At 62.7% G+C, this 24,287-nt stretch carries 16 protein-coding genes; 7 read left to right on the forward strand and 9 right to left on the reverse strand.

Annotated features, from left to right (window positions below):
• Window positions 1-2: 2 nt before the first annotated feature.
• From cas7i to cas6, 3 genes are read right to left on the reverse strand one after another with little or no spacing between them, the layout of a single operon-like run.
• On the reverse strand, window positions 3-1,064 hold the full coding sequence (gene cas7i / locus ACQPY4_RS10555) for a type I-B CRISPR-associated protein Cas7/Cst2/DevR (RefSeq protein WP_433334993.1): 1,062 nt from the start codon (window positions 1,062-1,064) through the stop codon (window positions 3-5).
• Complete coding sequence (locus tag ACQPY4_RS10560; RefSeq protein WP_433334995.1) at window positions 1,064-2,473, reverse strand: hypothetical protein; 1,410 nt, start codon at window positions 2,471-2,473, stop codon at window positions 1,064-1,066. Before ACQPY4_RS10560 ends, cas7i begins: the two co-directional genes overlap by 1 nt.
• Window positions 2,470-3,159, reverse strand: a complete 690-nt coding sequence (cas6, locus tag ACQPY4_RS10565; RefSeq protein WP_433334997.1) for a CRISPR-associated endoribonuclease Cas6 — start codon at window positions 3,157-3,159, stop codon at window positions 2,470-2,472. Before cas6 ends, ACQPY4_RS10560 begins: the two co-directional genes overlap by 4 nt.
• 979 nt (window positions 3,160-4,138) lie before the next feature.
• Between cas6 and ACQPY4_RS10570 the strand changes: the two genes are divergently transcribed.
• From ACQPY4_RS10570 to ACQPY4_RS10585, 4 genes are all read left to right on the forward strand, one after another.
• Entirely contained in the window at window positions 4,139-6,748 is a 2,610-nt protein-coding gene (locus ACQPY4_RS10570; protein WP_433334999.1) for a LamG domain-containing protein, read from the forward strand.
• Window positions 6,749-6,898: 150 nt separating this feature from the next.
• Window positions 6,899-7,057 (forward strand): hypothetical protein, encoded by a 159-nt coding sequence (locus tag ACQPY4_RS10575; protein ID WP_433335001.1) that lies wholly within the window; start codon window positions 6,899-6,901, stop codon window positions 7,055-7,057.
• A gap of 117 nt (window positions 7,058-7,174) precedes the next feature.
• Window positions 7,175-13,783: a polymorphic toxin-type HINT domain-containing protein gene (locus ACQPY4_RS10580; RefSeq protein WP_433335003.1), complete on the forward strand. Its 6,609-nt coding sequence runs from the start codon at window positions 7,175-7,177 to the stop codon at window positions 13,781-13,783.
• A complete protein-coding gene (locus ACQPY4_RS10585; RefSeq protein WP_433335005.1) occupies window positions 13,780-14,424 on the forward strand; it encodes a hypothetical protein in 645 nt (214 codons plus the stop codon). The genes ACQPY4_RS10580 and ACQPY4_RS10585 overlap by 4 nt, the downstream gene beginning before the upstream one ends.
• Before the next feature lie 771 nt (window positions 14,425-15,195).
• Here the strand turns inward: ACQPY4_RS10585 and ACQPY4_RS10590 are convergent.
• The 3 genes from ACQPY4_RS10590 to ACQPY4_RS10600 all read right to left on the reverse strand — a co-directional run bounded on the left by ACQPY4_RS10590 (window position 15,196) and on the right by ACQPY4_RS10600 (window position 17,743).
• Complete coding sequence (locus ACQPY4_RS10590) at window positions 15,196-16,587, reverse strand: hypothetical protein (RefSeq protein ID WP_433335006.1); 1,392 nt, start codon at window positions 16,585-16,587, stop codon at window positions 15,196-15,198.
• 222 nt (window positions 16,588-16,809) lie between these two features.
• Window positions 16,810-17,211 (reverse strand): hypothetical protein, encoded by a 402-nt coding sequence (locus ACQPY4_RS10595; protein WP_433335007.1) that lies wholly within the window; start codon window positions 17,209-17,211, stop codon window positions 16,810-16,812.
• 43 nt (window positions 17,212-17,254) lie between these two features.
• Window positions 17,255-17,743 carry a hypothetical protein gene (locus ACQPY4_RS10600; RefSeq protein ID WP_433335008.1) on the reverse strand — a complete coding sequence of 163 codons (489 nt, stop codon included), beginning with the start codon at window positions 17,741-17,743 and terminating at the stop codon, window positions 17,255-17,257.
• Between the two features lie 1,282 nt (window positions 17,744-19,025).
• Here ACQPY4_RS10600 and ACQPY4_RS10605 point away from each other — a divergent pair.
• From ACQPY4_RS10605 to ACQPY4_RS10615, 3 genes are read left to right on the forward strand one after another with little or no spacing between them, the layout of a single operon-like run.
• On the forward strand, window positions 19,026-19,973 hold the full coding sequence (locus ACQPY4_RS10605) for an ABC-three component system protein (RefSeq protein ID WP_433335010.1): 948 nt from the start codon (window positions 19,026-19,028) through the stop codon (window positions 19,971-19,973).
• Window positions 19,970-20,239: an ABC-three component system middle component 6 gene (locus ACQPY4_RS10610; protein WP_433335012.1), complete on the forward strand. Its 270-nt coding sequence runs from the start codon at window positions 19,970-19,972 to the stop codon at window positions 20,237-20,239. Before ACQPY4_RS10605 ends, ACQPY4_RS10610 begins: the two co-directional genes overlap by 4 nt.
• Window positions 20,240-20,258: 19 nt before the next feature.
• Window positions 20,259-21,977 (forward strand): ABC-three component system protein, encoded by a 1,719-nt coding sequence (locus tag ACQPY4_RS10615; RefSeq protein WP_433335014.1) that lies wholly within the window; start codon window positions 20,259-20,261, stop codon window positions 21,975-21,977.
• A 473-nt stretch (window positions 21,978-22,450) separates the two neighbouring features.
• Here the strand turns inward: ACQPY4_RS10615 and ACQPY4_RS10620 are convergent, their stop codons facing one another.
• Genes ACQPY4_RS10620 through ACQPY4_RS10630 form a run of 3 tightly spaced genes read right to left on the reverse strand, consistent with a single transcriptional unit; the run spans window position 22,451 to window position 23,942 of the window.
• Window positions 22,451-23,050 (reverse strand): hypothetical protein, encoded by a 600-nt coding sequence (locus ACQPY4_RS10620; protein ID WP_433335016.1) that lies wholly within the window; start codon window positions 23,048-23,050, stop codon window positions 22,451-22,453.
• A complete protein-coding gene (locus ACQPY4_RS10625; RefSeq protein WP_433335017.1) occupies window positions 23,047-23,595 on the reverse strand; it encodes an RNA polymerase sigma factor in 549 nt (182 codons plus the stop codon). The genes ACQPY4_RS10620 and ACQPY4_RS10625 overlap by 4 nt, the downstream gene beginning before the upstream one ends.
• Complete coding sequence (locus ACQPY4_RS10630; RefSeq protein WP_433335019.1) at window positions 23,592-23,942, reverse strand: hypothetical protein; 351 nt, start codon at window positions 23,940-23,942, stop codon at window positions 23,592-23,594. Before ACQPY4_RS10630 ends, ACQPY4_RS10625 begins: the two co-directional genes overlap by 4 nt.
• Window positions 23,943-24,287 lie beyond the last annotated feature (345 nt).

Here is a 24,287-nt window from a genome sequence, read left to right on the forward strand (position 1 = left end):
CGTCACCGGACCGGGTCGTCGAACCATGCGTCCCGTGCACCGCTGCGGATTTCCTCCGCCAGCTTGCGGAGCATCGTCCGCGGATGGTCGATGGTCACCTGACCCTCGTCGATCAGGTCGGCGAGTTCGGCCTCGAAACCCTTGCGCAGAATCCGCCTGAAGCCGGGACGCCATCCGAACCGCACGGGCGCTTCCCACTGGCCATGCCATGCCTGGAGTTCCTCGCGCAGGACGCTGGCCCGTACCTCCAGCCCCGTTCCGTCCTCGGCGCCGTCTACCACGAATCCCAGTGGATTCACACCGCCCGCCATCGGCACCACCGTGACCAGGGAGGGTGTGCGGTCTTCGTAGTGAAGCGCCTTCTTCGCGCCGCCGGACAGCTCGGCCAGCGACTCGAACAGCAATGCGACCCGGTCTCGCCGGATCTCCAACGGGAGCCGCACCGCCTGGTAACCGCGAAACACGGTCTGTGTCGCGCCGATACCGACTGCTTCCGCCAGCTGAAGCGCTTGCTCCTCGGTGAGGTAGTTCGCGCGCCCCGCGCCACCGCTCTGAGGGAGCATGAAGGTGCCGACCTGAGGCAGATCAAGGAGGAAAGGAGCCGCCAGGTCTGCGGTGTAGAACTCGTGAGAGTGCAGCACCGGTTCGGAGACACCCCGCGACATGACTCCGAAGTCGACAACCGGCCTGGCCGGCTCGACCGCCATGAGCGTGCCCACCATGAACGGCGAGTCGCGCAAAGTGGTGCCCTTCTCGTCTGACTTCGGCCCGGCCTTCATGTAGCCGAACAGGTCGTCGTCGGCGTACTGGATGGGGTTGGCCTTGGTATTGGCCTTCTGAGCCTTCTGCTGGGCCTTACCGACTCGCTCGGTCGGTGAGGCCGACATCCCGGACGCGGCCATGGTGTCGCGCAACCAGCGCCGAAACGCCTGCGCCGAAACGTACGGGTACACCTCGCCGCGGACCCTCGCCCTCTTCACCGGAGCCGTGGTCGATTCGCCCTTCCCGTTGTTGGGCGCTCCGGCGGTGACCGCCAGCACGATCTTTCCTGCCAGGAAGCTCATCAGGCGTAACCGTCCTCGTCATCGTCGGTGCCGGGGCGTTGATCGGCGTCGTCCGCTTCGCTGAGTTCTTCGCTGCCGGGCTTACCGACCTGGACGCCGCGGTTGATCAGCTCCGCCATGACGTCGAAGTACAGTTGCCCGCGTACCCGCCAGCCCTGCGGGCCATCGGTGCACAACTGCGCGAACTGGTGGTTGACCGGTTCCTGCTTTCCACCGTCCAAGAACAGCCGCGCGCTGGCCGTCATCAGCAACTTGCTCAGGTTGTACGGGCTCGTGACGGCCTGGCGGAACTCATTGAAACGGCCTCGCGTGCCCTCTTTCGCGATCCAGTCAGCCAGCAACGAAGCCGCTGGCCTGAGCCGAGCGGTTTCCATGTCGTACATCACCTCCAGATAGAGACGGCACAAAGCCCGCCAGTCCAGCAGCGTGTGCTGGAAGAGCGCGTCGGGATCGCGCGCGAGTTCCATCAACTTCGCGGGCAAGCGCTCGCCCTGGTGACCTTCGCGGTCGAACAGCAGTCGCGCCGCAGCCGTAGAGCCGTCCAAAACCAGAGCCCCCGACCCGTCACGGCGACGCATCATCTTCTTCAACATCGCCCATCCGCGATGGCAATCGGGATTGGCGCGCACGGCACGCAGAAACCTCGCCACCCCCAGGCGGGTACTCGCCGTATGCAACCAGGGCTCCTGGTTGTCGTTCTTGAACGCCCACAGCGTCGTCGCACCGCCCGCGTCACCGGCATGTTCACGCAGGGCTTGGAGCACCACGGCCTCCGGCCCACGACCTGCGGGCAAAGAGACGAACCCCAATTGACGTATCCGTCCTGACCGCTGGACGTTCTTCATCGCGAAATCACGCTCGACGGCGGGATCGTCGCAAGTCAGCACAGTTGCAGAGCCAGCCGTCACCCAGGCGGCGTAAGGCAGAGCCCACAGCGCCACGCGGCAAGCCCGACATATCGGCCAGCCAGCCACGCCCGGCGGAAGAGTATTCAGAGCTCGAATCGACTCGAACATCGGCAGCACGGACTTCGACCACAAAGTCCCGCACCACCGCGAGCAGAACGTGCAAGGCAACAGTGGAGACCGCGGGTCATCGGGCGCGAACAGCTCCGCCACGCTCTCCCTCAAGACAGCGCTCTCGCGTGGTCTCTTGGCATGAGTCGGCTTGGAGTTGGGATACAGCGCGAACAGCACCTTCCACCAGTCGTAGGTGGGACTGTCCTTCGCGGCGGTGGCGGCGGCCACCACGTCATCGATCACCCGTTCGGCGACGTCCTCAATGTCGGCTGCGCTTACCGAACCGGCATCATCGCGTCCGGCCAACAAGGTCAACGCCCAGCCGCCGCAGCGCTGCAACGGATGCCCCGACAAGACCAGCGCCTGATCTCCGACCACTGGAGTCGTCATCGGACCCACCCGAAACCCTGGACGCAGCACAACCCAAGACCCCAGTCGTAAAGGGCGTCCAGCAACTCCGGCGCGCCCTGAACTCGAACCGTCACCGTCGCGCCGATACGCATCGCACCCTGCACATCGAACCGCCGCCGAGGCCCGGCCTCCAAAACCTCCAACTGCACCGCGGAGGGCAACCCGAGAACATCCGCCTTGTGTCTGATGTTGTGCAGAAGACGATCTACATAATGCGCCTCGTCGGGTACCAGATAGCGATCGTCGTGCTTGACGACCACCGGCGAAACCGACTCGAAGACCCCTACGCCCGATGAATGGTCAGGAGAGGGATCCAGCTGCATCCCCTTGATCGTCAGCCGCACGCCGCCCCAACGCAGCTCCTTGGAACCCGCGAGCGCGGCCAGCAAGCATCCCGCTATCTGCGGTACGGGAGACCCCATCCACACCGAACCGGTCGCCGACGTCGTGTAGACCCCCTTGCGCGCCTTGGTCCCAGAGAAGAGCGGCGGAGATATCCCCACAGGTCGTAGAGGGTGGCCCGCCCAGCCAGAATCATGTATCTCCGAAGCCAGTTCGGGGTCCTGAGCGCTCAGAAGCCCGTACACCACACCCCTGGCTGGCCCATGAACATCACGCCACGCCAACTCCGGCCGATCGGCCGAGACGTCCAACCGAAACCTCATTACGCACCTCCACCCACCGTGAGCTACGTCAGAACAAGTAACAGCTGCCTCCGACGGAAGGGCGCCCTCAGCCTCGATTGAAAGATCAAATGGCCGACCATGGCCATCTAATCGCGAAAGGCCCGCTCTTCGTGGCTGGATCTGTTAGGGCGAAGCAGCCCATCGGGGGAAGAAGGTGCGACGTCATCCGCAATGCAGTGGGGAACATGCCTTTTGGGGGCGCTTCAGTCAGCCGTCAATGAAGAAGTCATTATGCCGAATCCCCGAAGGCACCTTTGGCCTCAACAAGCACTTTCGGGCTGATGGGCTTGTCCGAGCCGAGCCGAGCCGAGCCAGAGTGAAGGGTGACTCTTTCGAGTTCCTCATGTCACTCTTCGTAGCTTCCCAAAAAATGATTCTGGCTATTTACTGACGCCCTTACTGACTCTGAGGTTTACCGAGCTGGTCAACGTCGTGAAGTGATCTATGTCACATGATCTTACATCGTGGAACCTTGTGAGCTGGTGATACGTTCTCGCCGCTCAGGTCTGTTCATCTGCACTTGGGCTCTTTGTGTCGTTCTCTTAATGGGGGCCCTTGTGTCCGCTGTCGATGGGTTGCCACATCGGTCGGGTCGGGTGTTGAGGCGGCGGAAATCTCGTCGACCGATGGCGATGTTGCTCGTGGCGGGCATTACCTTGGCGTTCTTGCAGGTGGTTTCCGTCCCTTCGGTTCTTGCGGAGGCAGGCCCTCCCGCGCCGCCGGAGGGGTCGGAGGCCGCGGCTGGTCTGGAGGCCAAGAGGACGGGTGAGCCGGTCGAGGCGACGGCCCTGCGTACTGAGACGTCGACCACGTGGGCGAATCCCGATGGGACCTCGAAGCTGGAGGTGGCAGGGCTTCCGCAGCGGGTGCGTCGGTCTGACGGGAGTTGGGTCGGCATCGATCTGACGCTCAAGAAGCGGTCTGACGGTGCATTGCACCTGCCGCGAGCCCGGCGAACGTGACCTTCTCCGGCGGCGGGGCTTCGCCGTTGATCTCGTTCGTTGATCGGACGGGCCAGCACTCGCTGCAGTTGGGCTGGCAGGGCGGGCTGCCCGAGCCAACGATCGACGGGGCGACGGCCACCTATCCCTCGGTTCTGCCGGACGTGGATCTGAAGGTCACGGCCACCATGTTCGGGTACAGCGAGGTCCTGGTCGTCAAGACACCTGAGGCGGCGAAGAATCCGGCGCTGACCCAGATCAAGTTCAGCACCCGGACGAGCGGGGTGTCGCTGAAGTCGGATGGCCGTAACGGTGTCGACGCGGTCGATGCCGCCGGGCGCCGGGTGTTCCATGCGAGCTCGCCGAAGATGTGGGACTCCAGCCACGTCGTCCCGGCCCAGCGGACCAGAAGCGGGTCTGCTTTGGAGACCGGTACGCCTCCGGTGGAGATGCCGACGCAGATCGGGCCGGACTCCCTGTCGATCTCGCCGGATCAGAAGATGCTCGCGGATCCGGCGACGAAGTTCCCCGTGTACATCGACCCCGACTTCACCGGGGGGCGGGCGCACTGGGGCTACATCGACAGATCTCATCCCAGCAACGTGTGCTGGGACAACTCCTGTAAGTACAGCGACGGCACCCCCTTCCCGCCTCGATCGGGAAGCTACGACTCGGCCGGCCCGATCCGGTCGCTGTTCGGTATGAACGTCGACCCGCTGCCCAAGGGCGCCTACGTGGGGCAGGCGATCTTCTCGATCACCGGGACCTGGACGTCGGACTGGTCGTGCACGGCCAAGCCCGATGTGGAGCTCTGGCAGATCTCCGGGATCAACGGCAACGAGACCTGGAACAACTTCACGGGTTCGGACCAGTGGCTGGTGCGGCAGGACACTCGTAACGCCTCGCTCGGGCATGACGGGTGCGGGTCCAAGTCACTGGAGTTCAATGCCTTGGCCGCGACGCGGCGGGCGGCGGCAGGTGGTTGGAACGGCTTGGCGCTCGGGCTCAAGGCTCCGAGCGACAGCGAGGGCAGTAACAGTTCCTGGATGCGTTACAAGCTCGACCCCAAGCTGTCCATCTATTACAACCAGCGCCCTAACCAGCCGTCTCAGATGAAGATCAGCGGCAAGGCGTGTTCAGCGACGACTTGGCCGTTGATCGGCAAGATCTCTGAACGGCAGGCGCCCGTGGTGACGGCCGTCGGTACTGATCCCGATGGCGTGAAGGGGCAGAAGCTGACCGCGATGGAGTTCGAGTGGGGTAAGTATGATCCAGCCACCAAGACCTACACCCAACTCGGGTCGCCCTTCGACGCTCACGACGACTATTCGGGTCGTATTTGGCAAACAGAAATTCCTCAAGACAAGAGCCAGAGCCTCGCCAACGGAACGTATTACGTGAAGGCACGCTCATACGACACTTGGAAGATGGATGAGCAAGGCGTCGGCTATTGGAGCAATACATGCTTCTTCAAGTCTGATGCCACGGTGCCGGATGAGAAAGTCATCATCACCCCGGTGGCGGGGGATGGGGAGAGTGAACCGGTTTATGATGCCGTCAATTGGCGGGGCGGAGTCAATCAGCCGGGGTGGTTCGAACTCAAGGCCCCTCCGGTCGGTGCGGCGAACGACGTGGCCTACTACCAGTGGTCGCTAGGGCATGATCAGGTCACTACCCGGGTCGACGCGGGCACCGACGCCGACAGGACGGCCAAGATCAGAGTGACGCCTTCGCAGTTCGGCCCGACTGTTCTTTATGTTAAGGCTTATAACCTGGCCGGAAATACTGGCGGATCGCTCTTTCCGTTTACCTTCAATGTTCAGGCTGTCGACTGCGGTGAAGGTGCCTACCGACCCTGTCCCAAGATGAGCGCGGGATTCTGGACGATGGGTGAGGGGTCTGGTGGAGTGAGCCAGGACCTCTCCGGCAAAGGTCATCCCTTGATGTTCGGGGCCCCGGCGGCCTGGGCTGAGGGCCGTCCCGGTCTCGGGAAGGCGATCGTCTTCGACGGCATTACTGCGTGCGGAAACACCAGCGCCACGGTGGTCTCCTGCCCCAACAACCCTGGAGCGAAGGTGCCGGTCATACGCACGGATCAGAGCTTCACCGTCTCCGCTTGGGTGAACCTGCGAAGTCTACCGAGGCGGAACATGGCAGTGGTGAGCCAGGCAGGTGTGCACGGCGCGGGGTTCTCGCTGTACTACAAGTACATCAGCGACACGGACAGGCGCTGGTCATTCATCATGACCGAAAAAGATCTGCTGCCGTCAGACTCGGACTACAATGCGCGCCGATCCATGTCGAATACGGAATACCCGGCTGAACAGGGAGTCTGGACGCACTTGGCCGGGGTCTATGACGCTACCCATGGGACTCTCAGCCTCTACGTCAACGGAAAGAATGTCGGCGAGAGCGACGCTTCGCAGCCGGGTGGATTCCGTGCGCTATGGAGTGCCGGTGGCAGCGTTCAAGTGGGCCGCACCTGGTACAACGACAGGTACACCGACTACCTGGATGGTCATATCCAGGACGTGCACATTTACCCCGGCGCCTTCAGTCAGACGCTTGAAGATCTGGTGAAGGTAGACGCGAACCCCAACGTGCGGCTTCCCGTGGTTAGTCCCTGATCTTTGCCGGGTGCTGTGGGCGTGCCGGACGCGTAGCCCGCATCACCGCTGTCGCTTGTCCGCGTCCGCTGAACGTTCATTGGATGCGTGCAAGGCCCCGGAGGAATCGTGCGTGGCTGGCTGAATAGTGCGTGGTGGTCGGGACATCGGATGGCGTGCCTGATCGTAGTGATCGCGGTGTCGCTGGTCGCCGGGCTGGTGGGGCCGGTGCCGGCCAGCGCTTATCCCAAGCCTCGCGAGGATAAGCGTCCAAAGACCCAGCAAGAGCGATCGGTGAAGACCCGCAAGGTGCCGGTGAAGGGGCACTAGATCAGGACTCCGGCCGAGAAGCAGCCTTCCTTGAAAGGGGAGTGGCCTAAGGCGAGCCAAGCGCTGGTCGACTTGACGGCACGGGCGGGAGCGGACCAGCGGAGCTCTGGGACTCAGATGCCGTCCGTTCGAGCCGGCTCTTTGCCGGTGTGGGTCGGAGGCCCGCAGACCAGCGGACAGCAGCGACCCAGGGTCGCACCGCCGGGCAAGGTCAAGGTCGAACTCCTTGACATCAAGACCGCCAAGAAGGCCGGACTTGATGGCGTCCTGCTCAGAGTGGGCGCGGCGTCGGACGGCAGAACCGATCCAGTACGGGATGCCCAGACCTCGAAGGTCTCCCTCAGGGTCGACTACAACGGTTTTCGTAACGCGCGAGGGGCGAGCTGGGCTCAGCGGCTGAGGCTTGTCCGCTTGCCCGACTGCGCGCTTACCAACTCCGGTGACCCGAACTGTCAACCACAGCCTGTCGCGGGAACGCGGAACGACGCCCGGAGCGGTCAGATCAGTGCCGACGTCGATCTGGCCCTCAACGGCGCCGCACCCGCGATGTTCGCTGTCGCGGCGGGCGCGTCCGGCCCCTCTGGTGACTTCGCCGCCACGCCGTTGTCGCCATCGTCCACATGGCAGGTCTCGAACCAGGCGGGATCGTTCAACTGGTCCTATCCGATCCGGACGGTGCCTTCGGTGTCGGGGCCGACGCCGAAGGTCGGTCTGTCGTACTCCTCGTCGAGTGTGGACGGACGCACGTCCTCCACGAACAATCAGACCTCTTGGCTGGGCGAGGGCTTCGACTACTGGCCCGGTTACATCGAGCGCAAGTACAAGACCTGCTCCGATGACGGCCAGAGCGGCAACCCGCCTCCGGGCGACCAGTGCTGGGGTGGCTTCAACGCCACGATGTCGCTGAACGGCAACTCGGTCGAACTCATCCAGGACGCCACGTCTGGGGCGTGGCGCCCCAAGACCGACGACGGTTCCAAGATCGAACGGCTGACGGGCGTCCCCAACGGAGATGACAACGGTGAGCACTGGCGGGTCACCGTCTCGGACGGCACCCAGTACTACTTCGGGCTGAACCGCCTGCCCAAATGGGCCACCGGCAACCCCGAAACCAAGTCCACGTGGACGGTTCCCGTCGCCGGCGACGACGCCAACGAACCCTGCAACAAGTCCACCGGGTTCAAGGACTCCTTCTGCAACCAAGCCTGGCGCTGGAACCTGGACTACGTGGTCGACCCCCGCGGCAACGCCATGTCGCTGTGGTACGGCACAGAGACCAACTACTACGCCAAGAACAAGGTCGCCAGCCCGGGCACTCCCTATGTCCGGGGCGGCTACCTGACCCGGATCGACTACGGGCTCCGGCACGACACCATCTTCTCCGCCAAGGCGCCCCAGCAGACCGTCTTCGACGTCCAGGAGCGCTGCTTCAAGGCGGCTACCGAATGCACCGACGCGAAGTTCACCTTGGCCAACAAGGCCAACTGGCCGGACGTCCCGGTCGACCAGCACTGCGCCAAGGACGCGACCTGCACCAACAAGTTCTCGCCCACGTTCTGGACTCGCAAACGCCTGGCCGGCATCTCGACGCAGGTACTCAACGGGACCAGCTATAAGCCCGTCGACAGCTGGGAATTCGACCAGTCCATCACCGCCGCCGGAGACACCTCCGACCCCTCGCTGAGGCTGAACGGCATCACCCATAAAGGCAAGGTGAGCGGCGCCAACATCGTCGGGGGAGAAGTCGCCCTCCCGAAGATCAAGTTCGGCTACAGCCAGATGCCCAACCGCGTCGACGGCATTGGCGACAGCCTGCCCGCCTTCATCAAATGGCGGCTCACCGGCATCGAGAACGAGCACGGCGGGGCCACCAACATCACCTACTCCGGCGTGGACTGCACCAAGGCCTCCTATCCCACGCCGGAGACCAACACTCGGCTGTGCTTCCCGCAACGTACCGTCCGGCCCGGCGCGACCGACCCCAACGACCTGATCACGGACTGGATGCACAAGTACGTGGTCAAGGAGGTCAACAACGCCGACTACGTCGGTGGCGCTCCCGCGGAGATCACTCACTACGAATACCTTGACGCGCCCGCCTGGCACTTCGCCGACGACGACGCCCTGACACCCGCGCGCTACAAGACCTGGTCCGAATGGCGCGGCTATTCCAAGGTCAGAACGCTGCACGGCGGCAACGGCACGCCCAGGACGCGTACCGACCACCTGTACTTCCGCGGCATGGACGGCGACCGCTCCAAAGCCGACGGATCGGCGACCAAGCCCCCGGTGAAGATCGTCGACTCCGAGGGCACCGAGATCGCCGACCGCGACCACCTCCAGGGCTTCCTGCGCGAAAAGATCAGCTACAAGCAGGAATCCGGCGGAGAACTCTCCGGCACGATCAACACGCCCTGGGACCACGGCCCCACCGCCAAGCGCGGAGACAACGAGGCCTGGCGGACCGACACCGCCAAGACCCGAACCCGGACCGCTCTCAGCGCGCCCGATGCCTACCGCCGCACCGAGGTCGTCACGGACTTCAACGACGACGGAACCGTTAAACAGGAATGGGACAAGGGCGACGTCGGCGCCGCCGCGGGCGGCAACGATGACCTCTGCACCAAGACCACCTACACCGCCAACGCCACCAAAGGAATCTGGGGGCTCCCGGACCGGACCTGGGCTGTGTCCAAGCCCTGCGACCAGACCCCCTCATTCCCCAATGACGCCGTCAGCGATGTCAAGACCACCTACGACCTGAACTACGGCGAGCCCACCAAAACCGAGGAAGCCGACGGTTACACCGACGGTGAACCCAATTACGTCGCCACGACCCGCACGGTCTACGACGGGCTCGGCCGCCAGAGCGAGACCTACGACGCGCTGAACAACAAGACCACTACCGGCTACACGTCCGCCGGAGGTGTGGTGACCGGCCGGACGGTCACCAACGCGCTCAACCAGAGCTCCACCCAGACCCTTGAACCCGCCTGGGGACTGCCGACCCTCACCAAGGATGCCAACGGCAACTCCAGCACCATGCACTACGACGCGATCGGGCGCCTGATCAAGGCATGGGGTCCCGGTCGTCCCACCGACAGGACGCCCAACGCCGAGTTCACTTACCAGGTCAGTGCGGCCGCCCCGACGGCCATCACCGCTAAAGAGCTCATGCCCAACGGGCAGCAGAAGGCGACCCACCAGCTCTACGACGGTCAACTGCGTCCGCGGCAGACCCAGGCACCCGCCACCGCCACAGGCCGCGTCCTGACCGACACCTATTACGACGCTCGCGGACTGGCCTGGAAGACCAACCACCCCTATCTGGACAAGACAGGCGCACCCGGAACCACGCTGCTCACCCCCGTCCAGGACAACAGCGTCCCCCGCCAGACTCTGGTGAATTACGACGGCGCCGAACGACCCACTGCCAGCACGCTCTACAGCTTCGCCACAAAACAGTGGGGGTCCACTGTCGCCTACGGCGGCGACCGGACCACCGTCACCCCACCGCGCGGCGGGACGCTCACCACCACGATCACCAACGCCCGCGGCAAGAGCGTCGAACTGCGCCAGCACAAGAGCGGCACGGTCAGCGACGACCCGGCGACCTACGACGCCACCAAGTACACCTACACCCCCGCGGGCGAGCTGGCCACGGTCACCGACCCTGCCGGGAACCAGTGGAAATACACCCACGACCTCCGCGGCCGGAAGACCGCCGTCGACGACCCCGACAAGGGCCTCACCAAACTCGAATACAACGCCGCCGGGGGCCTCACCAAGTCCACAGACGCCGAGAACCGCGTCCTGAAATTCAGCTACGACGCATTGGGCCGCAAGACCTTCCAGCACCAGGTCCAGGGCGACGGCACCGAGACCAAGCTGGCCGAATGGACCTACGACCAGGTCGTCGGCGGTCTGGGCATGCCGTCGGCGTCCATCCGCTGGGTCGGTGACCAGGCGTACAAGCAAGAGGTCACCAAGTACGACGCCGCGTACCGTCCCCTGGAAAGCCAGGTCACCATCCCTGCCGCCGAGGGCAACCTGGCCAAGACGTACCAGACCAAGCTCACCTACAACTTCGACGGCAGCCTCGACACCCACGCCATGCCCGCGGCCGGAGACCTCGCCGCGGAAACCGTCTCCTATGGCTACGACAACCTCGGCCGCGCCACCACCACCAGTGGTCTCGACGGTTATGCCAAGGGCGCCGCCTACACCGACTTCGGAGAGCTCTCCCAACTGTCGCTGGGCACCTACACCTCCAAGTGGGTCTGGCTCACCAACTACTACGACAACGCCACCCGCCGACTCATCCGCTCCCGCACCGACCGCGAGAACGTCCCCTCCGCGGACGCCGACATCAACTACACCTACGACCCCGCCGGCAACGTCACCAAGGTCGCCGACACCCCCGCGACCGGGCCGTCCGACGTCCAGTGCTTCACCTCCGACCACCTGCAGCGCCTGACCCAGGCATGGACCGCCACCGACGACTGCGCCCAGGCACCGACCAAGGACAACGCCCAGCAGATCCTCGGCGGAGCCCAGCCGTACTGGCAGTCCTACTCCTACGACGCCATCGGCAACCGCACCAAGAGCACCAACCACGACGTCACCGGCGACACCACCAAAGACCGCACCAACGCCTACACCTACAACGGCAACAACAAGGGCCAGCCGCACACCCTCACCTCGGTCTCGACCACCTGGGGAGGGCCGGGCGTCCCCGAATCCGGCACGTCGGAGAACACCTACGACTACGACAAGACCGGCAACACCACCAACCGCAGAGTCGGCGGCGACGACCAGAAGTTGACCTGGGACGCCGAGGGACGCATCGCCAAGGTCACCCAGCCCGACGGCAACGGCGGCACCAAGACCAGCACCTACCTGCACGACGCCAACGGCAACCAGCTGATCCGCCGCGACTCCGACGGCACCAGCACCCTGTTCCTGGATGGCCAGGAACTCAAACTCCAAGCCGGTGGCGTCACGGGCACCCGCTACTACAACCACGGCGACTCGGTCATCGCGGTCCGCACGGCCAAGGGCCTGACCTGGCTCATGCCCGACCGCCAGGGCAGCGCTCAGATCGCCATCGACGCCAAGACCCAAGAGGTCCAACGTCGCCGCTACCTGCCCTTCGGACAGCTCCGCACCGACCCCAGCACCTGGCCGGGAACCAAAGCCTTCGTCGGCGGCACCCCCGACCCCAACACCAAAATGCTCAGCGTCGGCGCCCGCGAATACGACCCCGACACCGGACGCTTCGCCTCCGTAGACCCCATCTTCCAACCCGGCGACCCCCAGGCCATGAACGGCTACGCCTACGCCGGCAACACCCCAGTAACCAAGAGCGACGCTTCTGGCCTGCGCGCATGCGCCCAGCCCAGCGAATGTCAGAACACCAGCCCCCGCATCACGAACGACACACCCCGCAACCAGAACCAGACCTACTACCCCGACCTCATCCAACGCGGCCGCGAACTGGCCAGACGGCAAGTCACCAACCAGGTCCAGATCCTCAACCAGCAGGCCAAGGAGATGCGCGCCCGCGTCGACAAGGCCCAAGCCCGGGTCATCAACGCCGTCAAGGTCATCGCCAAGATCGCCGCCGACGAACTCGGCATCACCGCCGGCTTCGACTGCCTCACCAAGGGCGACTTGGGTGCCTGCGGTGAAACCCTCCTCAACATCATCACCAGCGCGGCCGGCGGCTTCGCCACCAAACTCCTCGCCAAATACGCCAACCCCTTCAAATGGAAAAAGGCCGGCGCCCTCCTCAAACGCCTCGCGAACGCCGTCTCCGACATCGCAGGCGGCATCAAAGACTGGTTCAAAGCCAACCGAGGCATCAAAGCCGCCGAACAAGCCGCCAAAACCGCCCAAGCAGCCGCTGACGCAGTGCCCACCGGCTGCAACAGCTTCACTCAAGGCACCCGAGTCCGCCTCGCCAACGGTAAGACCAAACCCATCGAAAAAATCAAACCTGGTGACAGAGTTTTGTCCACTAACCCCAAAACCAGAAGTACAGAGGCGAGATCAGTAGTTGCCGCCTACTCAGGCACTCGCTACAACGGCATTATTCAAATTACGATCGCTGCCACCAAGAAAGCTGGCGGCAGCGGGCTAATTTATGCGACCGAGCATCATCGCTTTTGGAGTCTCACAGCCAAGGATCGGGTGCATGCGAGTCAGCTCAGTAAAGGCAGTGAACTACTAAGCCCTGACGGTCTTGCTGTAAGGGTTCAAGCGGCAATCCAGTATAGTGGTGATAGAACCGTCTATGACCTGACAGTCGCGGAGTACCACAGCTTCTACGTTACTGCGGGATCGATTTCGGTTCTTGCTCACAACGACAAGTGCCCTGTTACTGGACGTTCCCACGGACGTCTTGGAGAAGGCGCTTCTAGCGACGCGTTGGCTGCGGGAGGATATACTGACATCGTGTCAGAGGTGTCCTTCAGAAACAGTGCTGGAAAGATCTTCAGACCAGACTTCGTAGCTCGCGACCCCAGCGGAAACTGGGTGGCGATTGACGCAAAGACTGGAACAGGCAGGCTAACCGACAATCAAATGCTTGGGTACCCGGAGTTGCAAGGTGGTGGAGCACGACTCGCTACTGATAAGCTTGAAGGTCTTGGCTTTAACCATGGCGACGTCATGTCAATGCGCGTTGAATTTGATATTTGGAAGTGTCCCGATTGCAATCCATGACCGATGTTTGTAAATCTGCGGTCGCAGATCAACTAAAGCTTGTCGGCTGGAACAGGGTCAGCAAGAAACGCGACCTGTTCTTGCCATCTCGATACGACGCCATCGTCCCTCAGTTTTTTATCAATATCTCCTTCAATAGAGAGGCCAACTCAGTAGCCGTTCTTCCGCTGCTGGGCATTCGCCACTCCGAGACATCCGATCTGAGAGGGAAGTTTCTCGGGCGTTCGCCTTCGTCGACCAAATTTACCTCAACAGTAGGGTGTGACCTGTTGCAGTTCACGCCACGAGATGAGTCTACTGTTAATGAGCGATGGACAGCCTTCTCTATCGGCGATGCAGATCGTGTAGGTGAGAATATTGTGGAGGATTTTCAGCGACTTGGCATTCCCTTCTTGAGCAGTTTTGGCTCACTGGGAGATATTAGAAGATTCCTCAATGGGCGGAATCGATCACAAAATGAAGAGGGAACGTTGGCGATACTGGCGATGCTGGAAGGGGAGCGAGAGGAAGCGCTATCCGCATTGACCAGATACGCGGCATTCACTCAAGACCAATCCCCGCCATTGTCGACTCAATCTCAAGGGTTCATTCGTTCGTTTGTTGAACATTTTGAAGTTGGCGCCCATCTAATCACTTGGTGAGTTTGTTGAGTGGATGCCTGCAGTATCACTCAATAAGAAGCGGCGCCTTGAAGTGCTGCTCATGATCGCAACTTGTAGGTCGCTCCACGCGAGGCCGAGGCTGCAGATCTTGGGGAGCGGGCGCACGCCAGGGCTGCACACGTGAGAGTCCTTGATCAACTCGATTCCCGGCGACCCCCTAAGTTCCTCGGTGAGTCGGCCATCGCAGTCTCAGCTCGGTATCAAAGCGGGCGACCGAGAGGTGGTCCGCTGCGGCCAGATGTCCGGTAGTCGAGTCCGCCCCAGTAGTGACCGTCGCTGGCGAGCAGCGCCACCGGTGACAGAAACTCCGTCGACCCGTCGAGTGCGATCGCCGTTGAGTACTCGCGAACGGGACTGACTGCTGCCCTGTCGGCCGGGGACCGCAGCCGCCCTGACCCGGTGACGAGAACCGCGACCCGCCCGTCGACTATGTCTTCCGCTCCCTCCGGGACCTCCTGTTCTGCGAATCGACCAGCATTTGGATAAACGGTTGAGCAGGCGTCGGCTTGGTGCGCTGAGCGGGTCACGGGTCGGTTGCGGGCGCGATGCCAGTGGGTGAGGTGAGGTCGGTCTGCAGGCGGTGTGGTGGCGCGGTGTCGCCGAGGGTTTGCGGGCTTGTTCTGCGCAGCGATCCCGGGCTGCCGATCCTGCGCCCAGCCCTCTCTCGGCCGACACCGCCCCCCCCGGTCAGCGTTCGGCTTGCCCTGCATTGGGCAGGCCGAACAGAACCGCTTCGTTGCTCGAATGCAGCTAACGCTGGAAACCGCGGTGAGGATCGCGGGCCTCCATGTTTCCAAAGGCTTTGAACCAGGCTGCCGGGCGAAGATCGCCGATGGCGAGTTCTCGGTTCAGTTCTGATCGGGGATCCTCGCTGCCGTCGTAGTCGGAGTCGAAGAGCCACAGGATGTCGTGGTCTTGGAAAAGGAACTCTGAGCAGCCATCCCAGTCGTAGTCGTCGCGTCGCTCGGGAAGACCTTCGTGGTCGTTGCCGGCGACGTTCATCTCCTGGTGGACGGGGGCGTCTCTGAGGGCTAGGTGGAGGGCCATCTCTTCGGCTGGGCAGCGAGGCAGAGGGCGCCCACCGTTGGCGAGGTCGTCGCAGAGGTCGTGGCAGGCTCGGGCGAACTGGCGGCGCCAGTCTCGGTCTTGCCGGTGGGTGATGTGGGGCAGCCTGGCAAGGAACTCCCACGCCTCGTTCTCGTCGATCGGCCGGTCACCGAAGTTTTCGGCATCTGCGTAGGCCTGATCGGCCATGATCTCCAGGGCTGTGAACAGTTGATCCGCAGTACGTGGCGTCAGGTGCCACCCATCGCATATTGGGCAACCTTCCTCGTCGCAAGTGCAGTCAGGGATAGCGAAGAGCTCAGCGAACTCCGGGGAGGCATCTTCAGGGGTTTGTGCATCGTCGGCGTTCTGGTGGCGCCAGCCGTGACTGAAGCTTGTGGTGATGGGGTTCAGGCTCCAGTCGGCGAGTTCGTCACCCTGTGTCTGGAGGAGAAGTTCTCCGCTCATCTCGTTGCCGACGTTGTCCCCGCCCGGGACCTCTGGCGGATAGACGAGTGCCATGACGGCGTCTAGAACATCATCGGGGTCTTCTTCGCCTTCGTCTTGGAGGGGCGTCCAGCCGGTGGTCCGGGCTGCCGCGATGAGTCGTTTGGGTTCGTGGACGTGGACCTCAATCATTGTGGTGACTCGGACGACGGTCCCGGGCAGGTCGGCCAAGCGTCTCTCACCCGCCGACCTTGCGTTGCAGTCAGCCGTTGCCGGAGAAACGATCTCTCCGTCGATCTCGTCTGTGCCCCAGGTTGATCTGCTGGTGGAGGGCTTCATATCGCGATCTGGCCATGTCCCGGCGAACGCATGTTCCAGGCATTGGTGGAGGGAGGCGGCTGGAGCATCGGGAAGCAACGCCAGGACGCGTGCAGCCTGGGCACTGACCGCTGGGCCGGGACCGCTGAACCAGGCGGCTTGAATGACAGCGGCGGCGCTCGCGGCGACTTCGGCGTCTGTGCAGGTCAGAACCGCCTGAAGGGAAGCCGGTCCGGCGTTGGTAGACACGAGTGCCAGGACTCGGCTCTTGGCTCGGGTGTGTTCGCAGTGGAAGGCCAGCGGGACGGTTGGGGAGCGGAGGTCTTCGGGCATGAGAGCCCCTCCCTTGCGGGACGACGGGACGCGGGCGCAGCATGCGCCCAGGGCAACTGAATGTCCGCTGGTGGGCGAGGTGCGTCCAAGCCCCCTGACGGGGAAGTCGAGGTCCCGCTGGTGCCATTGGTGCGGCCAATAGCCCGGATCGGAGGCGTCATTATAACGCAGACCCCTCGGGTGAAAGGGGTTTTCAAAAACGCGTTGCGCGATCTGGTCTGTTCATTCGGCCCTACATGCGTTGCGCAGGACAGGAAGGTTGTCCGCCAACGTGAGTGCGTAGGAGCAGAGGAGATCGTCTGCCATGTCTGCTTGGGCGAGGAGGGGAAGAAACTCGACCTCGGCTGCTGCTTCTTCTTCGGCGCTCAGATCGTCGGTTTGGAGGCTACGTTCGAGTTCGGCTGATCTCGCCTTGGCGTCCAGGACCAGATCCACAGCGCTGGAGGCTTCGTGAATCGCGTGGATCACTTCGGGTGGGAGGCCATGGCGAGACAGCGCGTCGACGAGGTCGCTGGTGCAGGGGAGGAGCGGCATACGGTGCTGTTGCCAGACCGCACCCCAAAGACGCCGTCGCCGAGCTTCGGGGCCGCCGTCTTCGAGGAGCCCGACGTGTCCGTCGGGCATCCTTCGAATAGCGAAGCCCACGTGCTTGATGTGTCTCTCGGTCTCACTGACGAAGTTCGAGAAGTACCGATCGCCGGGGCGGGCCCGGTGCGGTGGCCATCGAGAGCGCCAGTTCGGCCAGTCGCCGATCGGACTCGGGTATGTCCGGGAGCCGGGCGAGATCTTCGGCCGACATCACCCAATACGGATCGGCCGCGACCATACGGGTGGGGTCGGGCATGCTTCCCTGGATGATGGACTCCGCCGCGACGAGGGCGGCATCAGCCCACCAGGCTGTGAGTCCGCGGACGACGTCACGATGTCGCTGGGCCGACTCCTCAGCGAGTTCTCGCCGCAACGAGAGCAGCGTCTGTGACGGTTCGAGCCCGACGAATCCTGGCGGGCCGTCTTCCGAGTAACGAAGTTCCAGCCCTTGCTCGACTTCGTCATCCAACTGCTCCGCGAGTGATTCCAACGACTCGTGGTCGGCGCGCAGAGCGGCGACGGTCTCTCCCAGCTCATGCAGGAACCGATCGACCTGCTCTGCGGACATCCCGTGCTCGGGGTCTTTCGAAGTACTAACCGGATCCACGAGGCATCACCGTCCCAGGTCTCCGGGCGCGAGAGATCGCTCTCTCAAGCGCGTTCGCGCCAGGTGCTTGCCTTCATAAGGCTAGTCATGGGACCGCCTTGCCGTACGGCAACTGCACGTCTGGCAGGGCCTTCAGATCAGGCGGGTCGGCGTCGGGCTGTTGTCGCGCTGGACCATCCCCCCTCTGGAAGACGCCCCAGGTGGCCAGCGCCGCCCCGGGGATGCCCGGCCGACCTTCAGAAGAACGTTGGCGCTCGACCGATCGACTATTAACGACCACTCTCGAAAGGTGCATCCGACTGGGTCCCAAACCGAGCCGTACACCCGGAACGTCATATCCAACCCTTCGTTCCGATCTATGTCCGCGGCCAATGACAGCGCACACAGTGTTTCTGGCTGCCCGGACGTCGCCCAGGGACGTTCCTTTCGTGGTTCCGGCGAACGGCGCCGAATGGGCATGTTGGATGGGCGGTCGGGTGGGGGTGCTCGTGCCAGTGGCGGGGTCCGGTTTCTGGTGACCGAACTTCGAGCGTCATGGGAGAGGAAGCACCCCGAAAAGACTGGAGGGCATTCGCGACATAAGTATGAATGCCCTAGTCGGTGCGGCGCGCCGTCAGGGACTTGAACCCCGAACCTGCGGATTAAGAGCCCACTGCTCTCGTATCATATCGGTCCTCTCGATGTTAAACGCTAACGCCTTGTCCGCATCCAGCCCCATCCGCGTGCCATCCCGTGTCGCTGCTTGCCGGTTGGTACCCGCGTCCCCGAGTGATCAGCGAGCGAACATGCCAGGCCGGCGTCCCGCCCCCCCGGCCCACATCCGAGCGCTGTTCCCAAGGCGAACGATCGCGATGCCTGTCATCTAGGGATCAGCGTCTAGGCCTGCAGACGACGACATGTGAGGAAGATCGTCGTCGCTGGCAAAGGTTGTCGCAGGCGGGGGAGGGCGATTTCCGAAAGTCTGCAGAACTGGAGGCTCGAACCACCCGCAGCGGACCGTTGGACGGGCGCCGGGAGATGTCAGTGTTCCTGCAGGTTAGAGGTCGGGGTAGGGCCCCCTGACGACGTCTCAGCCATTGGGTCGCCGGAGACAACGGCCAGGTAGTGCTGGACTGCTGGATGAGACGCAGGCCCGATAAGCTATCGAAGCTCTGTTTTCGCCGGGTGCTCGACTCCTCGTGACACGCCTTCTGTGAGCGGCTACGGTGCCGATAGGTCCGTGTTCGAGCGGTGGAGGGCGGCTGTGCTTCCGCATCAGAGGCAGTATGCACAGGCGGCCTTCCGCTCGATGGTCGAGGAGAGCGTCGGCAACGAGTTCGAGAAGCTCGTGCATCGGCTCATGGAACTCTGCCATCCGGGATACTTGCCGATACGGACGTACGGAAACATCGGCGATCTCGGAGGGGATGGGCTGTGCGCCTGTCATCGGCGCCTCTATGCGTGCTATGCGCCGGAGACATTCGAGGTCTCGAAGGTGCGTGCCAAGTTTCTCAGCGATCTGAACAGCGCCTTGACTCAGCGTCCCGGGCAGTTCGAAACCTTCATTTTCGTCCATAACGATCAGCGGGGCGTCCATCCAGTGGTGGCCGGCCTGATCGCTGAAACGCAGCCGGACTATGCGGAAGTCGTTGCGCTCCAGCAAATGGGCCCTCGGAAGCTATGGATCGAGGCGCTGCCCTTGGATCTACTGGAAACAGAACACCTTCTCGGCCATCAGATTCCGGTCCATGATGTCGTCTACAGCGTTGGCATGGCGGAGATCGAGCCGTTGCTGCGGCATCTGGCCGACAACCGGCCGCTGCACGCACCGCGGGTAGAGATTGCGCTGCCGTCAACGCTAAAAGCGGACTACAACCGGCTGAGCTCCCGTGCGCAGCACGAGTTGCAGGAGGCGCGCCCGTACGTCTACCAGATCGGTGAGTACTACCAGGGCTTGCTGAACCACACTGAGCAAGACGAGGTCGCGGAGGGGTTCACTCAGTACTACCGTTGCATGCGTGAAGAGTACGGTGACCAGCCCGACGAGATCCTCTGGCAAATGCAGCGATATGTCCTGGGCCAGGCGGGGGCTCGCTGGGACAGGGCCGATGCGGCCAACGTCGTAGTCGCGTTCTTTTTCGACCAGTGCGACATCTTCGAGATTCCGCCGCCGGGCTGGCAGGAGAACGAACCGGCGGCGGGAGCATCATGATCACGCCGACGAAAGGTATCGCGCCGGATCGTGCGCTTCTGGCGGTCGGGGCACAGATCGTCCTTCAGCTCGAACGGCCGTTGACGGTGAGTCAAGCGTGGGCCAGGCTGCGGGAGTGGCGACAGGTGAACGGGCATCCAGCGCCGCTATCCTTCGGCTGGTTCGTACTTGCGCTCGACGCCTTGTACTCACTCGGCGTGCTGGAGTTGGACGAAGATCTACTGACGGTGGTGAGGACGGATCATGCTGCGCCGGCTCTCCGCTGACGATTAGCGTTTCAAGTCGGTGGAGTTCACTGAGGGGCTCAATCTTCTCGTCGCGCGCAGCACGGCGGCATCGTCCTCGACGGATAGCCGTAACGGCGTGGGCAAGTCGAGCCTTGTCGAGCTCTTGCACTTCCTCCTCGGCGCACGGGCCGACCGCAACCACCTGGCTAACCGGGCCAGCCTGCGGCGCATCACGTTCACACTGAACCTTGACTGGCCTGCTCATCCCTCCAAGGCAGTGTCGGTGAGCAGGAGCGCGAGCGGGCAAAAGGTCACGCTTGACCCCTGTCTCAGACCTCCAAGTGAGGATCTTTTCGGCGAGGTCTTCGCCGACGATCCCTGCGCCGTCCCACTCGGCGAATGGCAGACGCTCATTGAGTCGGTGCTCTTCGGGCTCGTCGGCGAGCACCCCGGTGTCAGCGGACGGACGCTTTTGTCTTTCTTGATCCGCAAGGTAGGGGATCATGGGTTCAACGAGGCGATTCGCAGCTTCGCGCGTCAGCCCGAGGCACAGGCCACCCCGAGCCTGGCCTACCTTCTGGGCCTGGACTCCGATCTGGCGGCCAGATATCAGGATCTGGGAGCTCGGAAGGCGACACGCGATCAGCTGAAGAAGGCGGTCGACGATCCCGTCTGGGGGCGGGTTGTCGGCAAGAGCGCCGACCTACGAGGGCAGATCGCTATCGTCGCGTCGAAGATCGATGGGCTGAACCGGCAGATCTCGGAGTTCCGGGTCGTGCCGCAGTACGAGGAGCTTAAGAATCGTGCCGACGAACTCGCGCGCAGGATCCAGGAGCTCGGCGCGCAGGACGCCGTTGACAGACGAAACCTTGATCATCTCGAGCGTGCCGTGGCGGAGGCCGTCGATCCCGAGGTCCGTTACCTACGGGGCGTCTATGACGGCTTAGGGATTGAACTTCCTGAGCGGACGCTCCGGCGGTTTGATGACGTTCGTGAGTTCCATGCGGCAGTGGTGGCCAACCGAAGGATCTTCCTGGAACAGGAAATTAGAGACACTCGTGCACGACTGGAGGCCCGCGAAGCTGAACGGGGTCGGCTTGGGGAGGAGCAGAGCCGCATCCTTAAGCAGCTAAACGAGGGGGGCGCACTCACAGCCTTGACGACGCTTCAGAAAGCACTAGGGCAGGAAGAGGCCGCGCTCGGGGCACTGCAGCACCGCCTTGAAGCGGCACAGGCAGTCGAGTCAAGTAACAGGGAGATTGAGACCGCGCGACTGGAGCTGACGCGGGCCATCGAGACTGATCTGCAGGAGCGCCATCGGCAGACTGACCAGGCCACGGTGCTGTTCAATGACTTCGCCCAGCGTCTGTACGGTACGACGAGGCCCTCATACCTCAAGATCGAGCCTGGCCGTAGCAGTCTGAAGATCACACCGAAGATCGACAGTGACGTCAGCCAGGGAATCAACCGCATGGCGATCTTCTGCTTCGACCTCACCCTCGCCGTCATCGCTTACCGGGCTGGCCGCGGGCCTGATTTCCTCGTGCATGACAGCCACCTTTTCGACGGAGTCGACGATCGCCAGCTGCATCGGGCCCTGCAGATCGCCGCCGACACGATGGACGCGGAGAACATGCAGTACATCGTGACCATCAATGAAGACGATCTCGCCAAGGCGCAAGCGTTGGGATTCGATGCGGACCCTTACATCATCGAGCCACTGCTCACCGACGCTTACGAAACCGGAGGGCTCTTCGGCTTCCGCTTTGACCGCTAACGAGGTTCGTGACCGGACTGGAGACCTTTCCCGAGGATCTGTCGATCCTTGAGTGTGAGCAGGTGAGTTGGGATTGTATTGGTATGCGGGCCGCCGCGGATGAGACTGCCGCAGTCGGAGTAGGTCTCCCTCGCGCCTGCGTAAAGTTGGCCTTTCCAGAGGGGCTGTGGAGCCATCCACGAGCGAGACCTTGCATGGGGAGCCGGCTTCTCGCTGGTAGGCGAGCTGAGTGCCCCGGACTCGATGACGTCCTTGAGTTGCGCCGACTTTGGTTTACCTCACAATGGCCACCTGACCGTGTGCCTGCCTAAGATCGCCAGAAATGCGGCTGTCGCTATATCATAGCCAGCGGGGAGAATCCCTCTCAATGAGAATAGAGGTTCGGATGCAAACTGACGGTTCGACTTTAGTTGACAACAGTGTGATCCCGGTGAGGGAAATGCGCAGTTGGCCCGTGCGGGTGTGCCATGTGGTTAATAGTAAAGACTTGAATGATCCTGAGGACGCGGCGTTCTAGCGTCCGCTGAGGTTTGCATTGCGCTGTACCGATCGCGCCATCCTAGCAGTGCAGACAGATCTGAATTATCCGTCCTAGACAGGCCGACCAAGCTGCTGTGGTGATGGCAGGCCAGAATGAAGCAGGCGACCCAGTCCCAGGTTGGTGGGCGCTTGCGCCGTCGGCCCAGGTGATCGCTGAGAGTTGACGCTGACAGCGGGTACAGGTTTGGTTGGTCTTCGCGGAAGCGGACCACTACTTGTTGGCTGATGGCTGTCAGCTTTCGTAGGCTGGGATACCCGCACGCCGCGCGGAGTTGGGCAAGTTCGGCGATGAATTCATCCAATGCTTGTGTTGGATCCGTTGCGCCGGCTGAAGGCCCGGGGAACTGATCCTCGACGAGGTTGGCGATGGCGTCGAGTCGTCCTGCCGCAGCAGGGTCTTGTTGTGCCTGGATGAGAAGATGCTGGAGGCGCGAGAAGCGGTTTTGGGCCGCCAAGTGGTCACCCGCCGTGTCGTCCAAGGTTGCCAGCCTGTGGGCGATTAGTCTTTCGTCCTGCGTCTCGTTGCTGTTCACTGGGTCCCCCCTTCGTCGTCGAAGTGTTGCTGATCCAGAAGTGCCCGCAGCTTGCGGCGGCCGTCGGCGGCGTATCTTTTCACGGCTCCCACACTGATCGGGGTGGTCTTCGAGGACATGATCTGCGCGGTCATGGAGCAGCCGTAGCCCAGGTAATAGCGCAGGATGATTGCCTCTCGCTCCCGTGGGCTCAGGTGGGAAAGAGCCCATTGGAGCTGTTTGCGGAGGAGTGCTGTCTCCTCGGCGGGTTCGGCAGTGTCTGCGAGGTCCTCAGTTGAGTCTGCTTCCGGTTGCGGTATGTAACGACGCTGGTCGAGCGTACGCACCATGAGATGTCGCGCTACTTTGAATAGGTACGGAATCGGGCTTCCGCTTTTTATTTCTGGCCTGTGCCATTGACGCCACACCACGAGAAAGGATTGGTTGAGTATGTCTTCGGCGACATGGAAATCACCGCTCATTCCAATGAGGTAGCCCAGTAGTCGACGCTGCTGAGCGTGGAACAGCTTCTCAAAGCTTGCATCACCCGACGGTGAGTCGGTCATTTGGGTGCTTCTCTCGCTGACGGCGATGCTTCCAGAGCGTGGTTTGAGATGGCGCCCGTTTGCGGGTGGACAGTTGGGTTGCTAAGGCGCTCGCCTGTGCTAGGCAGTTGTGGCTGCTTCTGAACTTCCAACTTCTTGATGACTCGTTGGAACCCGTTCTGGTCACCTTCCCACAGTTCGATTCCTTGAGGTATTGCATGCAATATCAGTAACGTTGCTTTGGTGCGCTCTTGTTCAAGTTTGACTGCGGTCCTGTAGTGCATCCGCACGGTCAGAAAGCTCCAGACCCCGCCGCCGCGGCGCCGCAAGCCGAACCAAAGCTCGACCAGACCCGGTCCGATCTCCACGCGCTGCACCCCTTACGGTCGCCAGACTCTCAAGGAGTAAAAGACACGGCACTCCTCGATGGTTGGGGTTCGGCTGTCAAAATCGCGTGAATCTCGCAGTCGCGGGCGGCGCTGGAGCAGTGGCCGGTGGTAAGGGAGGGGTGGTCGGTAGAGCCGAACCGGGCGAAGGCGCTAGTGCGTTCCCCGTTGAGGTAGACGGAGTTGGCAGTCGACTGCTGCGAGCAGGAGAGGCTGTACGGACAGATTGTCCCGGTGTTGCCTGCGACGCCATGGGAGTTGGAGCGCAAGTAGGTCGCGATCACCTGGGCCCGGCTGGAGCCGCGTACGATCCAACCCGCTGGCTGG

Source organism: Spirillospora sp. CA-294931 (assembly GCF_050946795.1).
In the GTDB taxonomy this organism is placed as follows: Bacteria; Actinomycetota; Actinomycetes; order Streptosporangiales; family Streptosporangiaceae; genus Spirillospora.

Excerpts from the sequence above, each read along its gene's own strand:
- cas7i (WP_433334993.1), bottom strand. The coding sequence starts at position 1,064 with ATGAGCTTCCTGGCAGGAAAGATCGTGCTGGCGGTCACCGCCGGAGCG.
- ACQPY4_RS10560 (WP_433334995.1), bottom strand. The coding sequence starts at position 2,473 with ATGACGACTCCAGTGGTCGGAGATCAGGCGCTGGTCTTGTCGGGGCAT.
- cas6 (WP_433334997.1), bottom strand. The coding sequence starts at position 3,159 with ATGAGGTTTCGGTTGGACGTCTCGGCCGATCGGCCGGAGTTGGCGTGG.
- ACQPY4_RS10575 (WP_433335001.1), top strand. The coding sequence starts at position 6,899 with ATGGCGTGCCTGATCGTAGTGATCGCGGTGTCGCTGGTCGCCGGGCTG.
- ACQPY4_RS10580 (WP_433335003.1), top strand. The coding sequence starts at position 7,175 with ATGCCGTCCGTTCGAGCCGGCTCTTTGCCGGTGTGGGTCGGAGGCCCG.
- ACQPY4_RS10585 (WP_433335005.1), top strand. The coding sequence starts at position 13,780 with ATGACCGATGTTTGTAAATCTGCGGTCGCAGATCAACTAAAGCTTGTC.
- ACQPY4_RS10590 (WP_433335006.1), bottom strand. The coding sequence starts at position 16,587 with ATGCCCGAAGACCTCCGCTCCCCAACCGTCCCGCTGGCCTTCCACTGC.
- ACQPY4_RS10595 (WP_433335007.1), bottom strand. The coding sequence starts at position 17,211 with ATGCCCGACGGACACGTCGGGCTCCTCGAAGACGGCGGCCCCGAAGCT.
- ACQPY4_RS10600 (WP_433335008.1), bottom strand. The coding sequence starts at position 17,743 with ATGTCCGCAGAGCAGGTCGATCGGTTCCTGCATGAGCTGGGAGAGACC.
- ACQPY4_RS10610 (WP_433335012.1), top strand. The coding sequence starts at position 19,970 with ATGATCACGCCGACGAAAGGTATCGCGCCGGATCGTGCGCTTCTGGCG.
- ACQPY4_RS10625 (WP_433335017.1), bottom strand. The coding sequence starts at position 23,595 with ATGACCGACTCACCGTCGGGTGATGCAAGCTTTGAGAAGCTGTTCCAC.